This is a genomic window from Caulobacter flavus (assembly GCF_003722335.1).
Classification (GTDB): Bacteria; Pseudomonadota; Alphaproteobacteria; order Caulobacterales; family Caulobacteraceae; genus Caulobacter; species Caulobacter flavus.
Map to the genome: position 1 here is coordinate 2,817,797 of NZ_CP026100.1, position 18,051 is coordinate 2,835,847.

General features: G+C 70.5%; 16 protein-coding genes. 8 read left to right on the forward strand and 8 right to left on the reverse strand.

Going from position 1 to position 18,051, the window contains the following annotated elements; translation table 11 throughout:
* The first annotated feature begins 8 nt into the window (after positions 1–8).
* From C1707_RS12950 to C1707_RS26145, 4 genes are read left to right on the forward strand one after another with little or no spacing between them, the layout of a single operon-like run.
* Entirely contained in the window at positions 9–1,604 is a 1,596-nt protein-coding gene (locus tag C1707_RS12950; RefSeq protein ID WP_101715157.1) for a tetratricopeptide repeat protein, read from the forward strand.
* Positions 1,601–3,010, forward strand: a complete 1,410-nt coding sequence (locus C1707_RS12955; protein ID WP_101715156.1) for a hypothetical protein — start codon at positions 1,601–1,603, stop codon at positions 3,008–3,010. The genes C1707_RS12950 and C1707_RS12955 overlap by 4 nt, the downstream gene beginning before the upstream one ends.
* A complete protein-coding gene (locus tag C1707_RS12960) occupies positions 3,007–3,498 on the forward strand; it encodes a hypothetical protein (RefSeq protein WP_101715155.1) in 492 nt (163 codons plus the stop codon). The genes C1707_RS12955 and C1707_RS12960 overlap by 4 nt, the downstream gene beginning before the upstream one ends.
* A complete protein-coding gene (locus C1707_RS26145) occupies positions 3,492–3,641 on the forward strand; it encodes a hypothetical protein (protein WP_164467341.1) in 150 nt (49 codons plus the stop codon). The genes C1707_RS12960 and C1707_RS26145 overlap by 7 nt, the downstream gene beginning before the upstream one ends.
* Positions 3,642–3,672: 31 nt before the next feature.
* Here the strand turns inward: C1707_RS26145 and C1707_RS12965 are convergent, their stop codons facing one another.
* Entirely contained in the window at positions 3,673–4,398 is a 726-nt protein-coding gene (locus C1707_RS12965) for an ABC transporter permease (RefSeq protein WP_101715154.1), read from the reverse strand.
* Entirely contained in the window at positions 4,398–5,333 is a 936-nt protein-coding gene (locus C1707_RS12970) for an ATP-binding cassette domain-containing protein (RefSeq protein WP_101715153.1), read from the reverse strand. The genes C1707_RS12965 and C1707_RS12970 overlap by 1 nt, the downstream gene beginning before the upstream one ends.
* Positions 5,334–5,435: 102 nt before the next feature.
* On the opposite strand from C1707_RS12970, the gene C1707_RS12975 reads away from it, so the two are divergent.
* Both C1707_RS12975 and C1707_RS12980 read left to right on the forward strand, forming a co-directional pair.
* Positions 5,436–5,900, forward strand: a complete 465-nt coding sequence (locus C1707_RS12975; RefSeq protein WP_101715152.1) for a DUF2975 domain-containing protein — start codon at positions 5,436–5,438, stop codon at positions 5,898–5,900.
* Positions 5,900–6,139 carry a helix-turn-helix domain-containing protein gene (locus tag C1707_RS12980; RefSeq protein WP_101715151.1) on the forward strand — a complete coding sequence of 80 codons (240 nt, stop codon included), beginning with the start codon at positions 5,900–5,902 and terminating at the stop codon, positions 6,137–6,139. The genes C1707_RS12975 and C1707_RS12980 overlap by 1 nt, the downstream gene beginning before the upstream one ends.
* A gap of 19 nt (positions 6,140–6,158) precedes the next feature.
* Here C1707_RS12980 and C1707_RS12985 read toward each other — a convergent pair whose 3' ends face one another.
* Positions 6,159–7,658, reverse strand: coding sequence for an amidase (locus C1707_RS12985; RefSeq protein ID WP_101715150.1), 1,500 nt, complete (start codon positions 7,656–7,658; stop codon positions 6,159–6,161).
* Between the two features lie 61 nt (positions 7,659–7,719).
* The gene (locus C1707_RS12990; RefSeq protein ID WP_101715149.1) at positions 7,720–9,930 is read right to left on the reverse strand and encodes a S9 family peptidase; all 2,211 of its coding nucleotides are present in this window, start codon (positions 9,928–9,930) and stop codon (positions 7,720–7,722) included.
* A gap of 213 nt (positions 9,931–10,143) precedes the next feature.
* On the opposite strand from C1707_RS12990, the gene C1707_RS12995 reads away from it, so the two are divergent.
* A complete protein-coding gene (locus C1707_RS12995) occupies positions 10,144–13,119 on the forward strand; it encodes a P-loop NTPase fold protein (protein ID WP_145998480.1) in 2,976 nt (991 codons plus the stop codon).
* Between the two features lie 235 nt (positions 13,120–13,354).
* On the opposite strand, the gene C1707_RS13000 is transcribed toward C1707_RS12995, so the two are convergent.
* Positions 13,355–14,335, reverse strand: a complete 981-nt coding sequence (locus tag C1707_RS13000; protein ID WP_101715147.1) for an alpha/beta fold hydrolase — start codon at positions 14,333–14,335, stop codon at positions 13,355–13,357.
* A gap of 105 nt (positions 14,336–14,440) precedes the next feature.
* Here C1707_RS13000 and C1707_RS13005 point away from each other — a divergent pair, with 105 nt between their 5' ends.
* Positions 14,441–15,658 (forward strand): multidrug effflux MFS transporter, encoded by a 1,218-nt coding sequence (locus C1707_RS13005; RefSeq protein WP_101715146.1) that lies wholly within the window; start codon positions 14,441–14,443, stop codon positions 15,656–15,658.
* Here the strand turns inward: C1707_RS13005 and C1707_RS13010 are convergent.
* The 3 genes from C1707_RS13010 to C1707_RS13020 form a co-directional block, all read right to left on the reverse strand.
* Positions 15,655–16,803 (reverse strand): hypothetical protein, encoded by a 1,149-nt coding sequence (locus tag C1707_RS13010; protein WP_101715145.1) that lies wholly within the window; start codon positions 16,801–16,803, stop codon positions 15,655–15,657. The two genes, C1707_RS13005 and C1707_RS13010, sit on opposite strands and share 4 nt — an antisense overlap.
* A gap of 78 nt (positions 16,804–16,881) precedes the next feature.
* Positions 16,882–17,277 carry a DUF423 domain-containing protein gene (locus C1707_RS13015; protein ID WP_101715144.1) on the reverse strand — a complete coding sequence of 132 codons (396 nt, stop codon included), beginning with the start codon at positions 17,275–17,277 and terminating at the stop codon, positions 16,882–16,884.
* 4 nt (positions 17,278–17,281) lie between these two features.
* A complete protein-coding gene (locus C1707_RS13020) occupies positions 17,282–18,010 on the reverse strand; it encodes a TerC family protein (RefSeq protein ID WP_101715143.1) in 729 nt (242 codons plus the stop codon).
* Positions 18,011–18,051 lie beyond the last annotated feature (41 nt).

The following is an 18,051-nucleotide window of genomic DNA, read 5'->3' on the forward strand; positions in this document are numbered from 1 at the left end:
GGGGAGCGATGCACAAGGCCGGCGATGCTGTTGCGCTCCTCCGCAGGCTGAGGCGCGCGGGCGTCCATCTCCTCGAAAACAGGCGCCGGGTGATCCGCCGCATTCCGCTTGGCGCGGTGGCGGCGGTCGCCGTGCTGCCGCTGTTCGGCTGCGACTTCTCCGCGCCGCAGCTGTTCGCCAAGCGGGCCAGCGCCTGTCCGCGCCCGCAGGCGGCGCAAGGGGCCTCGGGCCAGTTCAACCAGCAGCAGATCGAGATCCGCAACCTGCGCCAGGGCGGCTTTCGCGGCGACTTCTTCGCTCAGCTGGAGCTGGCCCGCCGCTACGAGGCCCAGCGCAGCAGCGACAAGAACCTCGACGATCCGGTCGAGGCGGCCGCATGGTACGCCATGGCCCTGGCCAATCCGTCCGGCTACGCGCCGATCGCCGCCTACGAGCCGCGCGGCAAGCCGGGCAAGGCCGTCTCGCGCTTCGACGACTGCCGCGCCTACGAGCGCCACGCCGCCTACGGCGCGCTCGACCGCCAGCTGTCGCGGATGTCGACCGAGGAGCGCGAGCAGGTCCGCAACCGGGTGATCTACATCCTGTCGACGCAGGGGGCCGACGGCTACCGCACCCTGGCGCGGATGCACGACGGCTATTTCGGACCCTATGGCGAGCCGTCCGACAACCTGCAGGCCGTCGAGGCCTATGGCGACCGCCGACATGTGGGCGCGCCGGCGGCGCTGGATCTCTTCCGGCGCAACGACATCGACGCCTATCTCTACAATTACCTGGCGGTGCAGACGGGCGACGTCTCGGCCTATGTGATGCTGAAGGACTTCGAGCGCTCCTCGCCGCAGCGGGCCTCGTACGGCGGCTTCGTCGAGGGCAAGGCCAAGCGCTGGATACCGCCCTACGAATTCTATCCGCCGGACTCGCCGGATTCCGGCGTGCCCCATTCCGACGAGAGCGATCCGGCCGGCGAGGCCAAGGAGGCGGCGCTGGCCCGCCTGCACGAGCTGCCGTTCGTGCACGTGGGCGAGGCGTTGTCGTACCTGCGGATCATCCCCGCGCCGCTGCTCGACGAGCGGTTGCTCAGCCTCAACGACGCCCAGACCTTCCAGGCCTCGATCGGCCGACCGACGACCGGCCGCCTGACGCCGATCGAGAAGGTGAGGGCGGTGCAGTACGCCGCCGTCAACGGCTCGTCCAAGGCCCAGCTCGTTTTGGCGGTGATGTACTCCGAAGGCGTGGGCGTGCCGCGCGACTACGCCCGCGCCTACCACTGGTACGAGGAGGCCGAGCGCCAGGGCTCGCCCGAGGCCAAGTACGCCATGTCGACCTTCTTCTCGCTGGGCCTGCAGGGCGTGGCCGACCAGGACCGGGCCAAGGCGGTGGTCTACCAACTGGACAGCGCCCTGGCCGGCTTCAAGCCGTCGGCCTGGCGGCTGCAGCAGCTGCTGGCCCAGGTCTCGCGCCCGCCGCGCGGCCCGGGCGAGCGGCCCCAGCCCTATGCGGCCCGCGCCTACGTGGCCCCTGCCAATGCCGGCCCGGCGGACGCCATTCCCGTCAACGCCGCCCGAAGCGACGCCGCCCGAGCCGATGCAGAAAGGGACTATCGATGAAGCGCCTCGCCCTCTTCGCGGCGGCCCTCGTCGCCCTGGGCCTGGGAGGCGCGGCCCCGCAGGTCGCCCTGGCCTCGCCGGACGCACGCATCGACCAGCAGATCCGCCCCTGTTTCGGCCTGCTGCTCGAACCCAACCTGTCGAAGGGCTGCGGCGCGCGCCGGCCGGTCAAGCGCAAGCCGCCGCGCCGACCCTATCATCCCGGCGGCGGCTACGCGCCCTACCGCACGGTGGTGGATTGCGACGTCGCCTATCCGGGCGAGGTCAATGACGTGCTGTCGCGCCTCTACGACGGCGACACCCTGACCCTCGTCTCGCGCAACGGCGGGGCCTGCGTCGACACGCTGAACGTCACCCGCTCGGTGGTGATCACCGCCCGCGACTACAGCCCCTCGCGCACCCGGCCGATCCTGCTGGCGCCGGCCGATCAGCCCTGCGTCCGCATCGCGCCGGGCGTGGCCTTCGTGGTGCTCGAGAACCTGGGCCTGGAGTCCTCGCGCGGCGGAACCGCCTCGTGCGTCGTCGGCCGCGCCACCGAGCTGGCCCTCAAGGGCGTGGTGGTGCGCTACGACGGCGAGGGCTCGGCCGTCGACGTCGCCGACAGCCGGGTGGAGATGATCCAGACGGCGTTCGTCGGCCGCACCCGCGCGCCGGTGGTCAAGCTGTCAGGCAGCCTGCAGGCCCAGGATGTCGACGTGGCCGCCACCGCCATCGGCATGGCCGTCGAGACCGGCCGCGACAGCCGCCTGCGCGATATCCGCGTGGTCCGCCTGGGCGACTGGAGCGGCTCGTCGCGCACCCGCAACTCGGCCGGCTTCGTGCTGACCGGGGTCAATCGCGACCAGTTGGTCCAGATCGACGGCCTGTCCACCGACGGCTTCTCGCGCGGGATCTACGTCAGCGGCGGCGAGACCACCCTGCAGCGTCCCGTGGTCCGCGACAGCGACTGGGCGGTGGTGCTGGAAGGCGCCGACCTGCGCGTGCTGGACGGCCGGCTCGAAGCCGCCGACGTGGGGATCTATGCCGCCTCGGGCGTGGTCTACGCCTCAGACAACGCCATCGCCGGGGTGATGCGGGCCGGCCTGTTCGCCGACAGCGGCGCGCAGATCCGCGCCCGCGACAACCGCGTGTTCGCCCGCCCTGGCGGCTGCGAGGCGCTGGTCACCGGCTATTTCGACGGCGCGCTGACCTGCCGCCCGTGGTTCGAGGCGCCGGAGCTTTTTCGCACGCCGCGCGACCGGGCCCGCGTCGACTACGACAGCTACTGGCCGACCGGCGCGGTGGCCGTGCTGTCGGGGCCGCCGGCCAGCGCCCTGGCTGGCGGCGCCGATCCCTACGACGCCTCGGCGGCCGCCGGCGGTCCGGTCGGGCCCTCGTCCATCGGCCAGCAAGGAGGTCCGCGATGATCCGCTCGTTCGCCGCCAGCGCCCTGGTGCTGGCGCTCGCCGCCGCCGGCCTGGCGCACGCCCAGCCCGGCCCGGCCAAGCGTCCCGGCCCGACCGGCCGCGTTCCCTGCGGCGCGCCCCTGACCGGCCAGGCGCCCGACGTCATGACCTACGACCGCGCCAGCGGCACCCAGGTGTTCGTCAGCGGCCAGGGCGGGACCGAGGTTTCGGCCTTCAACCAGCGCACCGGCTCGTCGGCCGGCCTCAGCGGCGACCTCTCGCGGCCGGGCGTCACCGAGGCCTGCGCTTCGGACGCCCTGACGGGCGACGGCTACGCGGTCACCTCGCGCGGGCCGGGCGACATCGCCGTGGTCGGCCGTGACGGCCAGACGGGCGAGCGCTGGGCCATCAAGCGTTCGGACGGCACGACCGAGTACTGGGATCCGCGCGGCGAGCACCGCTGCTTCCGCGGCAGCCTGGGCGTCTTCCCTGGCGCGCGCGGATGCTGAGCCGCCTTGCGCTCATGGGCCTGGCGACCACCGTCCTGGCCGCCTGCACGACCCCGCACGGCCACCGCCCGCCTCCGCCGCCGCACCCCTCCCAGGTGACGCCGCCCCCGCCGCCGATCGACGTGATCCGGCCGAAGGTTTGACGCGGGAGGGCGTCTCTTCTCGCTCGCCGCCCTAGACGACCTCCCGCCGCGCCAGGTGCGCCACCGCCAGGGCCAGCGCCGCCAAGCCCAGGCCGGCGCCCAGGGCCAAGGCCGCCTCGGCGCGCCACGCCTCCCGGGCGAACGTGTTGAAGGGCATCAGCCAGGGGAAGAACACGCCGGCCTTGGCGCGGGTCGTCATGATCGCGAAGAAGGTGCCGCCGATCCCCAGCGTCAGGGCCGGGACGAAGCTGGCGTAGCGCAGGGCGGTCCACAGTTGGATCGCGATCATCAGCACGGCGGCGGCCACGATCTTGGCGTTGAGTAGCAGCACCTTGGCGAGGTCCGGCGTGCCCGTCGGAGCCCGGTCGGGTCGGATCGCGCCGACCGCCGTTGCCGATGCTGACGCCAGCAGCAGGTTCAGGCCGGTCATGGCCGCGACCAGGACGAGGACCCAGAAGGCCTTGGCGGCGTAGATCCGCCAACGTGGAACAGGCAGGGACCGCAAGTGGTCCCAGGCGCGCGGGGCATGCTCCATATGGGCGACCAGGGCGGCAAGGGCGGTCACGCTCATTGGCAGCAGGAAGACGGCCCAGGCGCTGGCGGCGCTGTCCAGAACCCGGTCCCACGGGACGGCGCGGCGGCCCTTCAGCACGATGAAAAAAGTCAGCAGCGTGATCAGCGACGGCCCGGCCAGGGCCAGGAGCACGGTCTGCGAGCGGATCAGCTTGCGCAGTTCGACGGACAGGACGGCGAGCATCAGGCGGCCTCGGGCTGGCGTTGGGGGGAAACCGCCACCTGGCGATAGATGTCTTCCAGCGAGCGGTCGCGCGGGCCGATGGCGAACACCGCCAGATCGGCCTGGACCAGGATCCGGTTCAGGGCGGCGCTGACCTGATCGGCGTCATCGCCGGGACGCAGAGCGACGACCTGGCCGGCCTTGGTGGCGACGGACGTCAGACCGCTTCCGGCCAGCAGTTGGGCCGCTCTGGCGTCGTCGCTGGTGCGCAGCAGGATCTCGGGCGCCAGCCCGGCCTTCAGTCGCGCCAGCTCGCCCTCCAGCACCAGGCGGCCGTCCTTGACCACGCCGACATGGGTGGCGATCTGTTCGATCTCGCTCAGGAGGTGGCTCGACAGCAGCACCGTCGCGCCGGTGCGCTGGGGCAGGCTTTTCAGGAACTGGCGCATGTCGGCGATGCCGTCGGGGTCCAGGCCGTTGGTCGGCTCGTCCAGCACCAGAACCGGCGGCGCGCCCAGCATGGCGCGGGCCAGGCCCAGCCGCTGGCGCATGCCCAGCGAGTAGCCGCCGACCGCGCGGCGGGCGTCTGCGCGCATCTCGACCACCTCCAGCACGCGCTCGACCTCGGTCGTCGGCAGGCCCAGCAGACGCGCGGTCAGACCCAGGTTCTCGGCTCCCGACAGGCCGCCATAGAAGCCGTGCGCCTCCAGGAGCGCGCCGATCTTGCGGGCCGCGCCGATCCGGTCGCGGGCCACGTCCAGGCCGCAGACGCGAACCGCGCCACTGGTCGGGCGGATCAGGCCCAGCACCATCTTCAGCGTGGTGGTCTTGCCCGCGCCGTTGCGGCCCAGGAAGCCGTAAACGGCCTGCTCGGGCACGGTCATGGACAGTGCGTCGACCGCCAGACGGGCGCCGAATCGGCGGGTCAGGCCTCGTGTCTCGATAGCGGCGGACATGTCGCTGAACCGTTCCCTTAGGTTGAATAATTTAAGTTAGACATAAATGAAAAGCGCGTTAGTTTAAGTCAAGCTTAAAGATGAAGCGGAGGCGGAGGGGCCATGAGCGCGAAGGACAGCAGGACGTTCCAGGGGCGGTGCAGCCAGTTTCGCTGGTTGGCCGTGTTCATGGTCGTCGCGGTGGGCGCGGTCGTCGCGATCACGCCGCTGGTGCTGCCGCGCGGCTACAAGCTGCACGGCGTCATCGCGAACCTGCCGGCGCTCTGCTACCTTTACGGCGTCTGGTCGATCGGCGCAGCGCTGGGCGAGATCGCGAAGGGACGGCTGGTCCAGGCCGCGCTGCCTTCGGTCTTGCGCCGGGTCGGCGTTTCTCTGGGCATGGGCGGGGTGCTCGGCGTCTTCGTGGTCGCGGGCCTTACGCGGCTGGCGGGCGGGCAGACGGTCGGCTATGTCCGCTTCGATGTGGCCGGCATGACCTTGGGGATGATCGGCGGCGCGCTGTTCCTGCTGGGCCGGATCATGGACCGGGCCCTGGCGGCGCAGGCCGAACTCGACGAGATGATTTGATGCCGGTTCGCGTCACATTGGACGCCCTCATCGTCGCCAAGGGCCTCAAGGCCCGCGACCTGGCCCAGCAGGTGGGTCTCAGCGAGACCCAGCTGTCGCTGTTCCGCTCGGGCAAGGTGAGGGGGATCCGTTTCCGCACCCTGGCCCGGCTGTGCGCCGCCCTCGGCTGCGCGCCGGGCGACCTCCTGGACTACGACTTCGACGCCGCCGATCTCGAGGCGCCCGAGGACGAAGACTAGCGTCGCTGACCTGGCATCGTCACCGCGCCCTGAGCTCCGGCGGCCTTCTGCGCATCGTCGCCTGCTCGTAGGCGTAGCCCAGGCTCAGCAGCCGCGCCTCGCTCCAGGCCGGGCCGATGAACGACAGGCCCACCGGCAGTCCTTCGACCTGGCCCATCGGCACGGTCAGGTGCGGATAGCCGGCCACGGCGGGCAGGGTGGTGGCCGAGCCGCCGTAGTGGTCGCCGTTGATCAGGTCGATGGTCCAGGCCGGTCCCGTGGTCGGAGCGACGATGGCGATCGCGCCGGTCTCCTCGAGGATCCGGTCGATGCCCTCCGGCCCGGCCAGCCTCTTGGCGTCGGCCCTGGCCGTCAGGTAGTCGGGGTCGTCCAGGCCCTTGGTCGCCTGCGCCTTCTCGAAGGTCTCCTGGCCGAACCAGCGCAGTTCCTCGGGCGTGGCGGCGTTGAAGGCGATCAAGTCGGCCAGAGTACGCGGTTTCACCTTGGCCGGATCGGTCGAGGCGAGGTAGGCGGCGATGTCGGCCTTGAACTCGGTGAACAGCACCACGCCCTCGGCGCGGCCGACCGGACCTTCGTCGAAGGCCTTCACCTCGACCAGGGTCGCGCCCTGGGCCGCCAGGTCCTTCAGCGCCTGTTCGAACACCGCGTCGGTCTTCGGCGAGTCGCCCGTATAGAACCGCGCCACGGCCAGGGTGACGCCCTTCAACGCGGTCTTCGACAGGCCCGCGGCGTAGTCGGCCTTGCGGGCGTCGGCCTCCGCCGTCGCCGGATCGGCGGCGTCCGAGCCGGCCATGGCGGTCAGCAGCAGGGCCGCGTCGCGCACCGTGGCGGTCATCGGGCCGGCGGTGTCCTGGCTGTGGCTGATCGGCACGACGTGGGTGCGCGAAACCAGGCCCACCGTCGGCTTGAGGCCGACCAGGCCGTTCATCGCCGCCGGACAGGTGATCGAGCCGTCGGTCTCGGTGCCGATCGCCGCCGGCGCCAGCCCCGCCGCCACGGCGGCAGCCGAGCCGCTGGACGAGCCGCAGGCGCTGCGGTCTAGGGCGTAGGGATTGCGGGTCAGGCCGCCGACCGCGCTCCAGCCGCTGGTCGAGCGCGACGAGCGGATGTTGGCCCATTCCGACAGGTTGGCCTTGCCCAGCACCACCACGCCCGCCGCCCTCAGCCGGGCGACCAGCGGGGCGTCACGCCCGGTGATGTTGTCCTTCAGCGCCAGCGAGCCAGCGGTGGTGGCCATTGGGTCGGCGGTCTCGATGTTGTCCTTGATCAGGACCGGCAGCCCGTGCAGCGGTCCGCGCACATTGCCCGCCTTGCGCTCGGCGTCGAGGGCGCGGGCGATTTTCAGGGCGTCGGGATTGACGGCGATCACCGCGTTCAGCTGGGTGTTGAAGCGGTGATGGCGCGCCATCCAGTCGATCACGGCGGCTTCGGCGGTCGCGGCGCCTTCCGGCGCGGCCTGGGCCTGGCCGGCCAGCAACAGGGCTGTTCCGCCGAGCAGCAACAGACGCTTGATCCCCATGCCGCCATCCTCTTTCACACACGAAAACGGCCCCGACCAGGAGGTCGGGGCCGCTGTCTGATCACTCGCCCTTGAGCTTGCGGTCGAAGAAGTCGAGGTGCGTCTTCATCACGTGCAGGCCCTTGGTTCGGCTGCGGATCACGCTGTGGCGCTCGCCGGGGTAGAGCATGGTCTCGAAGGCGATCCCCTTCTTCTGCAGCGCCGCCAGCACGCGGGTGCTGTTCTCGAAGATCACGTTGTCGTCGGCCATGCCGTGGATCAGCATCAGGCTGCCGGGCTTGAGCTTGTCCATGCGGTTCAGGAAGTCCGAGGCCGCGTAGCCGGCCTTGTTCTCGTCCGGCTTGCCCATGAACTGCTCGGTATAGTGGGTGTCGTAGAGACCCCACTCCGTCGGCGGCGCGCCCGAGACGCCGGCCTTGAAGGGCGTGCCCTCGGCGGTCAGCATCATCAGGGTCATGAAGCCGCCGTACGACCAGCCCATCACGCCCAGGCGCTCGGGATCGACGTAAGGAAGGGTCTTCAGGAAGGCCGCGCCGACGAACTGGTCCTCGACCTCGACCGTGCCCATGCGGCGGTCCAGCGCCGTCTTGAACGCCGTCGAGCGATTGGACGAGCCGCGGTTGTCGAGCTTGAACACCACGTAGCCGGCGTTGGCGAAGGCCTCGTCGTTGACGTTCCACGAGCGGGTCACGCGCTGGGCGTGCGGGCCGCCATAGACCGAGACGATCACCGGGTACTTCTTGCTGGCGTCGAAGCCGGCCGGCTTGAGCAGCGAGTAGTGCAGCGCCTGGCCGTCGGCGGCCTTCAGCACGCCGTACTCGGGAACCAGGTGGTCGCCGGCATAGGCGCCGTAGGGGTGGGCGGCGTCGAGCCTGTTTTCCTCGATCCAGCGCACGCGCTTGCCGGCCGGGTCGTAGAGCGCCGTCTGCGGCGGGGTCTTCGGATCCGAGTACGAACCGACGAAAGCGCCGGTGGCGGCGACCCTGGCCGTCCACCAGCCGCCGGCCGGGGTCATGGCGACCGGGGCGCCGGGCTTCTTGTACGAGGCCGAATAGAGGCGGCGCTCGATCGGCGTGTCGATCGAGGCGCCGAAGAACACCAGGCCGCGCTTCTCGTCGACCGCCTCGACCTTGTCGACCGGCCAGTCGCCCTTGGTCACCTGGGCGAGAAGTTTGCCGTCGGCGGCGTAGTGATAGAGGTGCTTGTTGCCCGACTTCTCCGACGACCACAGGAACGAGCCGTCCACCAGCGGGCGGAAGTCGTCGTGCAGCTCCACCCAGTGCGGGTCGGTCTCGGTCAGGATCGTTTTACCCTGGCCGCTGGCCGGGCTGAAGGCGATCAGGTCGAGGGTCTTCTGGTCGCGGCTCTGGCGCTGGACGTAGAGGGTCTTGCCGTCCTTCGACCATGCCACGCGGGCCAGGTAGATGTCCTTGTCGGCGCCCAGGTCGATCTGCACCACCTTGCCCGAGGCCAGGTCGCGCACGAACAGCTCGACGACGGCGTTCGGGCGGCCGGCGCGGGGATAGCGCTGGTCGATCACGGTGGCGCCCGACGGGCCGATGTCGGCGCGCGGCACGACGTCGACGCCGCTCTCGTCGACCCGGGTGTAGGCGATGCGGCTCTCGTCCGGTGACCACCAGTAGCCGGTGTCGCGGTCCATTTCCTCCTGGGCGATGAACTCGGCCACGCCGAACGACAAGGCCCCCTTGCCCTCGGCCGTGATCGCGGTCTCCTCGCCGCCGCTCAGCGGACGGATGTAGAGGTTCTGGTCGCGCACATAGGAGACGAACTTGCCCTTGGGCGAGACCTTGGCGTCGACCTCGTCGCCCGGGGTCTGGGTCAGGCGGGTCACCTTGCCGTCGGCGACGCTGTCGACATAGAGGTCGCCGTCCAGCGGCACGAGCACGAAGCGGCCCTCGCTGTCCCAGCTGTATTCGACGACGCCGCGGGCCAGCACCCGGGCGCGCTCGCGGCGGGCCAGCTCGGCCTCCGACAGCGCCTTGTCGCCCGACGACAGGGCGTTGGCGTCGATCAGCCGGTAGGGCTCGCCGCCCTTGACGTCGACCGCCCACAGGTCCTGCACGTTGGCCGCCTCGGCCTTGGCCTTCAGGTAGGTCACGCGCTTGCCGTCCGGCGACAGGGCCACGCCCTTGGCGGTCGGGCCGTTGATGTCCGGATCGGAGAACAGGCGCTCGGGGGTGAGTTTTTCGGCCATCACCGGATGAGCCAGGGCGAGAGAGGCGCAAAGGGCCAGGAGCGAGGGACGGATCATGGCGCGGACGCTAGAGCGTGACAGTCCAAAGTGTAAGAGGGTTCGCCGCTCGCGACGCCTCAAAGCGCCGCTTTCTCCGGCTTCCACCGGTTGGATCCCGGCCGATCACGGCCCGGCGATGGGGCGTTTTCGGGGAGTTCGCCAGGATCACAGCCATGGGTTGATGCCGGCGCGTCGAGGACCGATGATGCCGCCCGGGATGGAGGGGCGGTTATGGCGGGTGCACCCGACGACTTGAAGACGGCGGCGCGGCCCAGTGCGCCCGAGCCCGACGAGCCCTTCGATCCCATCGAGCCGGCGCGGGGCAAGTCGATCCAGCTCGGCTCGCTGCTGGCGTGGCGATATCGAGACGGCGCCCCTTATGTCGCCAGCAGCGTCGCCGCCGCGCTTCTCATCGCGCTGGACCTTCAATCCGGTCGATCGGGCGCCGACGCGTCGTCGGGCCTGCGCAACGTCATCGACGCCCAGGCCCTGCTGGTGGCGATCCAGATCCTTGGCCGGCGATCGACCTTCAGCCGCTGGTCGACCTACTTCCAGAACTCCGTCCTGCGCCAGGACGTCGTGCCGGCCGAGATCGACAGCAGTGCGCTCAACGCTATCGTCGATCGCGCCCACGCCCGTCGCGAGGAGGCCGCTGAAGGCGTCATCCAATGGGACGCCGTAGAGGTTCTTGCCGAGGCCTCCAGGCTGCGCCAAGCCACCAACGGCCTCAACCGCGAGATCGGCGTCCGCCACGTTACGGCCGCCTACTTCCTGACCCAGGCGGGCCATGCGGCGCTGAGGGCGCAAGGCTTCCTCGAACAGTATGGCGAACTGCGATCGCGTATGACCGCCGCGATGTCGGAGATCCTGCCCAGCTACAACGGCGACGACATCGAGGCCTGGCGGCCGATCATCGAGACCATCCGCCAGACGCCGCCGAAGGTCCGGCTGAAGGCGACCGAAATCAGGCCCGACTACTCGTCCGACACGGTGAACCTGGCGGGCGGCGACCCCCTCGACTCCACGCGCGACGCCCGGGCCCTGGCCGACGTGATCCTGCTGAAGGCGGCCCGGCCGCCGCTGGCGCTGGGCGTCTTTGGTCCCTGGGGATCGGGCAAGTCCACCCTGGTGCGTCGCCTGCAGGCCGAGATCCGCCAGCAGCTCGAGGCCGAGCGCGCCCGGCCCTCCGAGGCGGGCGAGCTGGGCCGGGTCCGCAACGCCATCCAGATCGAGTTCAGCGCCTGGTCCTTCGCCGACAGCGAGAACCTGTGGGCCGCCCTGACCGCCGAGGTGTTCGACCAGCTCGCCGCCGGCGGCATCGACGGCTGGCGCGACAAGCCGCGCGCCGACCTGGTGGGCGGCATCGCCGCCCGGCTCTCGCAGGAGGCGGCGGCGCTCAACACCGCCTCGGCCAAGGCGGTCGAGCACGAGCAGACGGCCGGACGGCTGGAGGCCACGCTCGAGGAGGCCAGGAAAAAGAAGGCCAAGGCCGACCGCCAGGCGGTGGTCGAAGTGCTGGGCTCGCTTCTGGCCGCCGCCGAGCCCAAACCCGAGGCCGACAAGGAAAAGGACAAGCAGAAGAAGGAGGCGCTGCAGCGGCTGCATGAAGCGCTGCTGGAGGCTCCGGACGGCGATGGGGTCAAGGGCGCGGCCGGAACGCTGAAGGCGCTGGGCGCGGTCTGGCGAGAGCGATTGAAGCTGACCTGGCGTTCGGCCGGCGTCTTCATGCGGTGGGGAGGCGTCATCACCTTCGTCGCCTTCCTCGTCCTTTCCGGGATCGTGGTGGTCACCCAGGCGCCCTTTGGCGGCGTCTTCTATGCATGGCTGGCCAGCCTTGTGGGCGCGATCTCGCTCGCCGCGCCCTATGTGGCCTCGGGCGTCAGGCTGCTGTCGCAGTACCTGGGCGAGCGCGACAAGCTGCGCGCGGAGGCGGCGAAGGCCGAAGGCGAGGCGGCGGCGGCGCTGGCCCGCGCGCGGGAGGATCTGGTGCAGGCGCGGTCGAAGGCCGCCGCCAGCCGGGCCTTCGTCGACACCTTCCGCAACGAGGCCAATGCGCCCGCCGCGCCCGGGCTGATGCTGAAGTACCTGCTGCGCGAGTCCGAAGACCTGGCGCTGGTGCGCAAGCAGATCGGCCTGATCAACATCGTCCGCCGCTGCTTCGAACAGCTGGCCGCCGTGATACGGGAGATGGCCGCCTCCAGCGACCCCGACGCGGTCGATCGCATCGTCATCTATATCGACGACCTGGACCGCTGCAGCGCCAAGCAGGTGGTGGCCATACTCGAGGCCATCCATCTGCTGCTGGCCTTCGACTGCTTCGTCGTCGTCGTGGCCGTCGATCCCAAGTGGCTGGCCCAGTCCCTGAACGACCAGCACCAGCAGTTCATCAACGGCCAGGCGGCGGCTTCCGGCCGCGCGACGCCGGAAGACTACCTGGAAAAGATCTTCCAGATGGCCCTGCACGTGCGCCCGCTCGCCGAGCGCGATCCGTCGGCGGCGTCGCCCTACGGCGCCTATCAGCGGTTCGCCGCCTCGCTGCTGGAGCCCGACCGCGCGCATCAGGCCGATCCGCCGCCCGCCGCGCCGCCGCCCGCGCCGGCCACGCCGACCGAACCGCAGCCGGCCGCCGGGATCGACGGGCGCGAAGGCTTCACGATCGCCTCGCCCGATCGCCCCGAGGATTTCGACGCCGTGCGCCTGGAGCGGGTGAGCCTCGGCGAGGCCGAAACCAAGCTGCTGCTGGAACTGGGCGTCCTGGCGGCCAAGTCGCCCCGGGCGGTCAAGCGGATGATCAACGTCTACCGGCTGATCCGCATCAGCCACGCCGACCGGCTGGAAGACTTCCTCAGGAAGGACGGCGGCGAAGGCCCCGCCTACTGGGCCGTGCTGCTGGCCCTGGCCTGCGAGATCGGCCTGCCCTCCGCCGTGATGGCGCAACTGAGCCGGGTCGCTCGCGACGTGTGGGAAGATGATTGGAGCGCGCTACTGAGCGCTCTGAGTGCGCCACTTAACGAAGATCTCGTCGTAAAACTCCCGGTGGCTAGCAATGAACTCTTCAAGAGCCTGAGGGCGCCAGGTCTCGACGATGCGTTCATCAGCGGTTGGGAAGTCGTCCGACACCACCTCGGTCGCCCACCAGAGCTTGACGAGTTTCTTCGTGCCCTGGCGGTGGTCTCGCGCTACTCCCTGAGGGCTCTGAACGCCTAGGGGCGGTGGTCGATCGCTTATCGCTCGTCATCCCGGAAAGCGCGAAGCGCTTATCCGAGACCTAGGGGGCGGCGCAATGCAGGTGGCCCCTGGGTCCCGGCTCTACGGTCCGCTACGCGGCCCTTCGGCCGGGATGACGAGCAGAATTGTTCTCGCAATGGAGTACGGACCCTAGGGCGACGCCCTGCGGCCGGGATGACGCGTAAGCCCAACTGACCCCGTCCCCAGCCCGGCGTCAGGCGGCGAACCGCCTGCTCAGCCAGTCGAGGATCGCCGCGTTCACCGCTTCCGGCTTCTCCTGCTGGGTCCAGTGACCGCTGCCTTCGACCAGCACCTTCTCCAGGTCGTCGATCTGGTCGCCCATGCGGTCGGCCAGGCTGGGCGGCAGCACCACGTCGTGCTCGGCCATGATCATCAGGCAGGGGATGCCGTCGATGCGGCGGGGCAGGGGTTCGGAGCGTTCCCAGTTGCGGGTGAAGTTGCGGTACCAGTTGATCGGGCCGGTGAAGCCGCCGTTCCCGAACGCCTCCACATAGACCGCCCGTTCTGCGTCGCTGAGGAACTGCTTGTCGTCGCTCTTGGGATCGTAGTGCTCCAGCGCCGTCTGCAGGGCCAGCGAGCGCCGCTCGGCCGGGCGCGAGGAGAAGCCGACCACGCTGTCGCCGGGCAGGCGCATGAAGAAACGCATGGTCTTGTCCACGTCCTGGGCGAACAGGGCGTCGGCCGCGCCGGGCGTCTGGAAGTGCACGATGTACATGTCCGGGCCATAGGCGGCCTTGAACATCTCGATGGGATCGATCGGCAGGCGCGGCACGAACGGAGTGTTCAGCCCGATGACCCCGGCCACGCGATCGGGGTGCAGCAGGGGCATGGCCCAGACGACGATGCCGCCCCAGTCGTGGCCGCAGAAGATCGCCTTCTCCACGCCCAGGTGGTCGAGCAGGCCGACGAGGTCGCCGGTCAGGTGCTCCATGTCGTAGTCGGTCACCGCCGCCGGCTTGTCGGTCAGGCCGTAGCCGCGCTGGTCGGGGGCGATCACCCAGTAGCCCGCCTGCGCGAGGGCTGCGACCTGATGTCGCCACGAATAGGCCAGCTCGGGAAAGCCGTGGGAGAAGACGATGGGAACGCCCTGGCGCGGTCCGGCCTCGTAATAGGCCATCCGCAAGCCGTTGATGTCGGCGAACTGCGGCTGCGGCCAGGTCTGCGCGGCGGCCATCGGCGTCTCCCTTGTTATGTTATCGCTGGTCAGATTGCGGGGCGGGAAGGTGGCTCGCAAGCGATAAAGGGTTTCCGTCGGGGCGGACGGGAGTAGAAGGCGCCCATGACTTCCGCCGCTCCCGCTTCCCCCGCCGCCACGCCCTGGCGGCTCGTCCTGCTTCTGGGGGCGCTGACGGCCTTCGCGCCGATGTCGATCGACATGTACCTGTCCAGCTTCCCGGCCATCGGCCAGACGCTGAACGCCGGACCCGAGCAGGTGCAGCTGACCCTGGCGACCTTCTTCGCCGGCATGGCCATCGGCCAGTTCCTCTACGGCCCGGCATCGGATCGCCTGGGCCGCCGCGCGCCGATCCTGCTGGGCGTGGTCATCTACACCATCGCCTCGCTGACCTGCGCCCTGGCGCCGAATATCGAGGTGCTGCTGGGCGCGCGCTTCGTCCAGGCCCTGGGCGGTTGCGCCGGGGCGGTGGTGGCCCGGGCGGTGGTGCGCGACCGCTTCGACCACGCCGAGACCGCGCGGGTGCTGTCTCTGATGACCCTGATCATGGGCCTGGCGCCGGTGCTGGCGCCGCAGCTGGGCGGCCTGATCTTCGCCGTGGCCGGCTGGCGGGCGGTGTTCGGGGTGATGGCGCTGTTCGGCCTGGCGATCGGGCTGTGGGTGCTGCTGGGCCTGCGGGAGTCGCGCTCGGAAGAGACCGCCGCCCAGGCCCGGGCCGAGAACCCGCTGCGGGCCTTCGGCCTGCTGCTGCGCAAGAAGCGCCTGCTGGGCTATGGCATCGCCGGCGCGCTGAACGGCTCGGTGCTGTTCACCTACATCTCGACCTCGCCGGACCTGGTGATGGGGACGTACGGTCACTCGCCGCTGGTCTTCAACATCGTCTTCGCCGCGAACGCCGTGGGCATCATCGGCGCCAGTCAGGTCAACCGGCTGCTGCTGCGCCGGTTCAAGCCCGACGAGGTGCTCACCCGCGCCAGCCTGGCCTCCACGGCCCTGGCGCTGGTCCTGACCTTCTTCGCCTGGACCGGCGTGGGCGGCGAATGGACGGTGCTGCCGCTGCTGTTCCTGGCGCTGTCGACCTACGGCCTGATGTCGGGCAACACCATGGCCGGCGCCCTCAGCGTCGACCCGCGCCGCGCCGGCTCGATCTCGGCCCTGATGGGCGGGGCCTCGTTCGGGGCGGGCGCCGTGGCCGCCTGGGCCGCCGGCCTGCTGCACGACGGCACCCCGCGCCCGGTGGCGGCGGTGATGTTCGCCTGCCTCGTCGGCTCGGGCCTGGCGATCTTCCTGCTGGCGGTCCCGCGGAAGCCGGCGGCCGCCTAAGGCCCCGTCGGCCGCAGGCCAAACCAGCCGCCGTCGGCGTCGAACAGCACGTCGAACCCGCGCAGCGCGTGGCGGCCGGTGTTCACGAACGCCGTCGGCATCGGCGAATTGACCAGCACCTGGGTGGGGGCGATCGCATCGCCCTGGCCCGTCGTGAAGGCCAGGGTCGTGACCGGCTGGGTCGGCACGGTGATCGTCACCGTCTGGCCCGGCGCCAGCACCTTGGACTGGGCCTTGTCGTTGGCGTTGGTCTGCGTCTGGGTCTTCAGCGCGGCCGGATCGGCCACGCCCAGATACATGGTCGGGATGCCGGTATCGATCAGCAGGGCGCCGGGCTGGGCGGGCAGGGAGCCCGCGGCCACCCGCATCGGCGCCTGCGGCCAGTCCAGCGGTCCGTTGGGGCCCTGCTTGCCCAGCTTGGCGAACCGGAACCCGCCGGTGTTGGCCGGGGTCAGGCCCACATGCACGCCGTCGCGGGTCACCACATAGCCCCGGCGATAGGTCGCCGGCGCGATCGGCCGGCCGTCGATGGCGGCGAGGTTCAGCAGCGGGTTCTTGTCCGGCGTCCCTTGCGTCTGGCCGTTGCCCTCGCGGCCGAAGCCGACGCCCATATAGGCGATGCCCTTGGGCATGCTGATCGTGGCCTTCGGCGCGGCGCAGGTCCCCGGCGAGGTCTTCACGTCGTAGCCGGGGCAGTTCAGCTCGGTGTCGACCACCAGGATCGGAACCTCCGAGCGCGCCAGTTCTGCGCCCGCCGCGTCCACGAAGGCGACGGAGGTGGGAACCCAGCGGCCGACCCACAGCCGCTTGCTGCTGCTCAGAAACTCCCAGCCGCGCGGATAGGCGGCGACCTTGTCGGCCGACCAGCCGGGCAGGTCGGCGGCCGAGATCACCACCCCGGTCGAGCCGGTGTCCATCACCACCGGCGGCGGGGCATGGGCGCCCAGCGGCCCGTCCAGGCGCAGCGAGACGGTCGGCGGGCCCTCGAACGGCGCCTGCCCGGCCGCCCACGGCGTGAAGGGGATGAAGCGGGCCTGGTCGAAGGCCGCCAAGTCAGGACCGGCCTGCGAACAGGCCGGGGTGGTCAGGATGGTCGAGGCCAGCAGCGCCGTCGCACAGCCTTGGATAGTCCGGATCGGTCGCATGAAGCCCTTCCTCCCTTGGTGGAGTACGCGCCGTTTCATGCAACTTAAAATGCGCTATCCGCGCCTTTGCAAGCGTGGCTAGGCCCTGTCGGCAATCTGGTCGGCGACCTTGCCGGCGCTCCAGGCCAGGACCAGCCAGCCGGCCAGGAAGGCCACGCCGCCGATCGGGGTGATCGCGCCCAGGATGCGCGGGCCGCCGAACGCCATGGCGTACAGCGTGCCCGAGAACACCAGGCTCCCCGCCAGGAAGAGGCCGGCGGCGAGACCCGCCGACCGTCCCGTGGCGCGGGCAATGGCGAAGGCGGCGAACACCGCCAGGGCGTGGGTCATCTCGTAGAGGGCGCCGGTCTTCAGCAACTCGATCGGACGGGCCTCGTGCACGCCGTGGGCGGCGAAGGCCCCGACGGCCACGGAGACGAAGCCGCTGAGGGCGGCCAGGCGCAGATAGAGCTTCGGGGTCCAGATCTTCGCCATGGGCCTAGCGGTGCTTCTCGTGCTCGGCCACTTCGCCGGGCTTGATGTCGATGACGTTCGGCGCGGCGGCGTTGTATTGTTCGGTCTTGTGCAGGTCCATCACGACGCTGCGGTGGCCTTCCCAGATCATGTGCAGGGCGACGTACAGCACGATGGCCAGGCCCACGAAGCCGATCCAGCGGTGCTTGTGCAGCAGCTTGGCGATGGCGTTGGCGGCCAGGCCCATCAGGGCGATCGACAGCAGCAGGCCGAACACCAGGATGCCCGGGTGCTCGCGGGCGGCGCCGGCCACGGCCAGCACGTTGTCCAGCGACATCGAGACGTCGGCGATCAGCACCTGCAGGAAGGCGCTCTTGAAGCTCTTGGGCGCGCGGGCCTTGGGCTCGGTGGCCGGGTCGCTGTCGAGCACGGCCGAGGCGTCGGCGGCGTCCTGGGCGGCCTGGTCGCGCATCTCGCGCCACATCTTCCAGCACACCCACAGCAGCAGGAAGCCGCCCGCCAGCAGCAGGCCCACCACGCCCAGCAGCCAGGTGGTGATCAGCGCGAATCCGATGCGCAGCACCACGGCCGCGCCCAGCCCGTAGAGGATGACCTTCTTGCGGTCCTTCACCGGCAGGCCGCCGGCCGCCAGGCCCACGGCCACGGCGTTGTCGCCGGCCAGGACGAGGTCGATCATCAGGACCTGGAGAAAGGCGGCGGCGGGGCCGTCGGGCGTGAAGAGCGTTTCGAGCATGGGGTCTCAATGCGGCAGGCGGCGCGCCCTGGCAAGGGCCG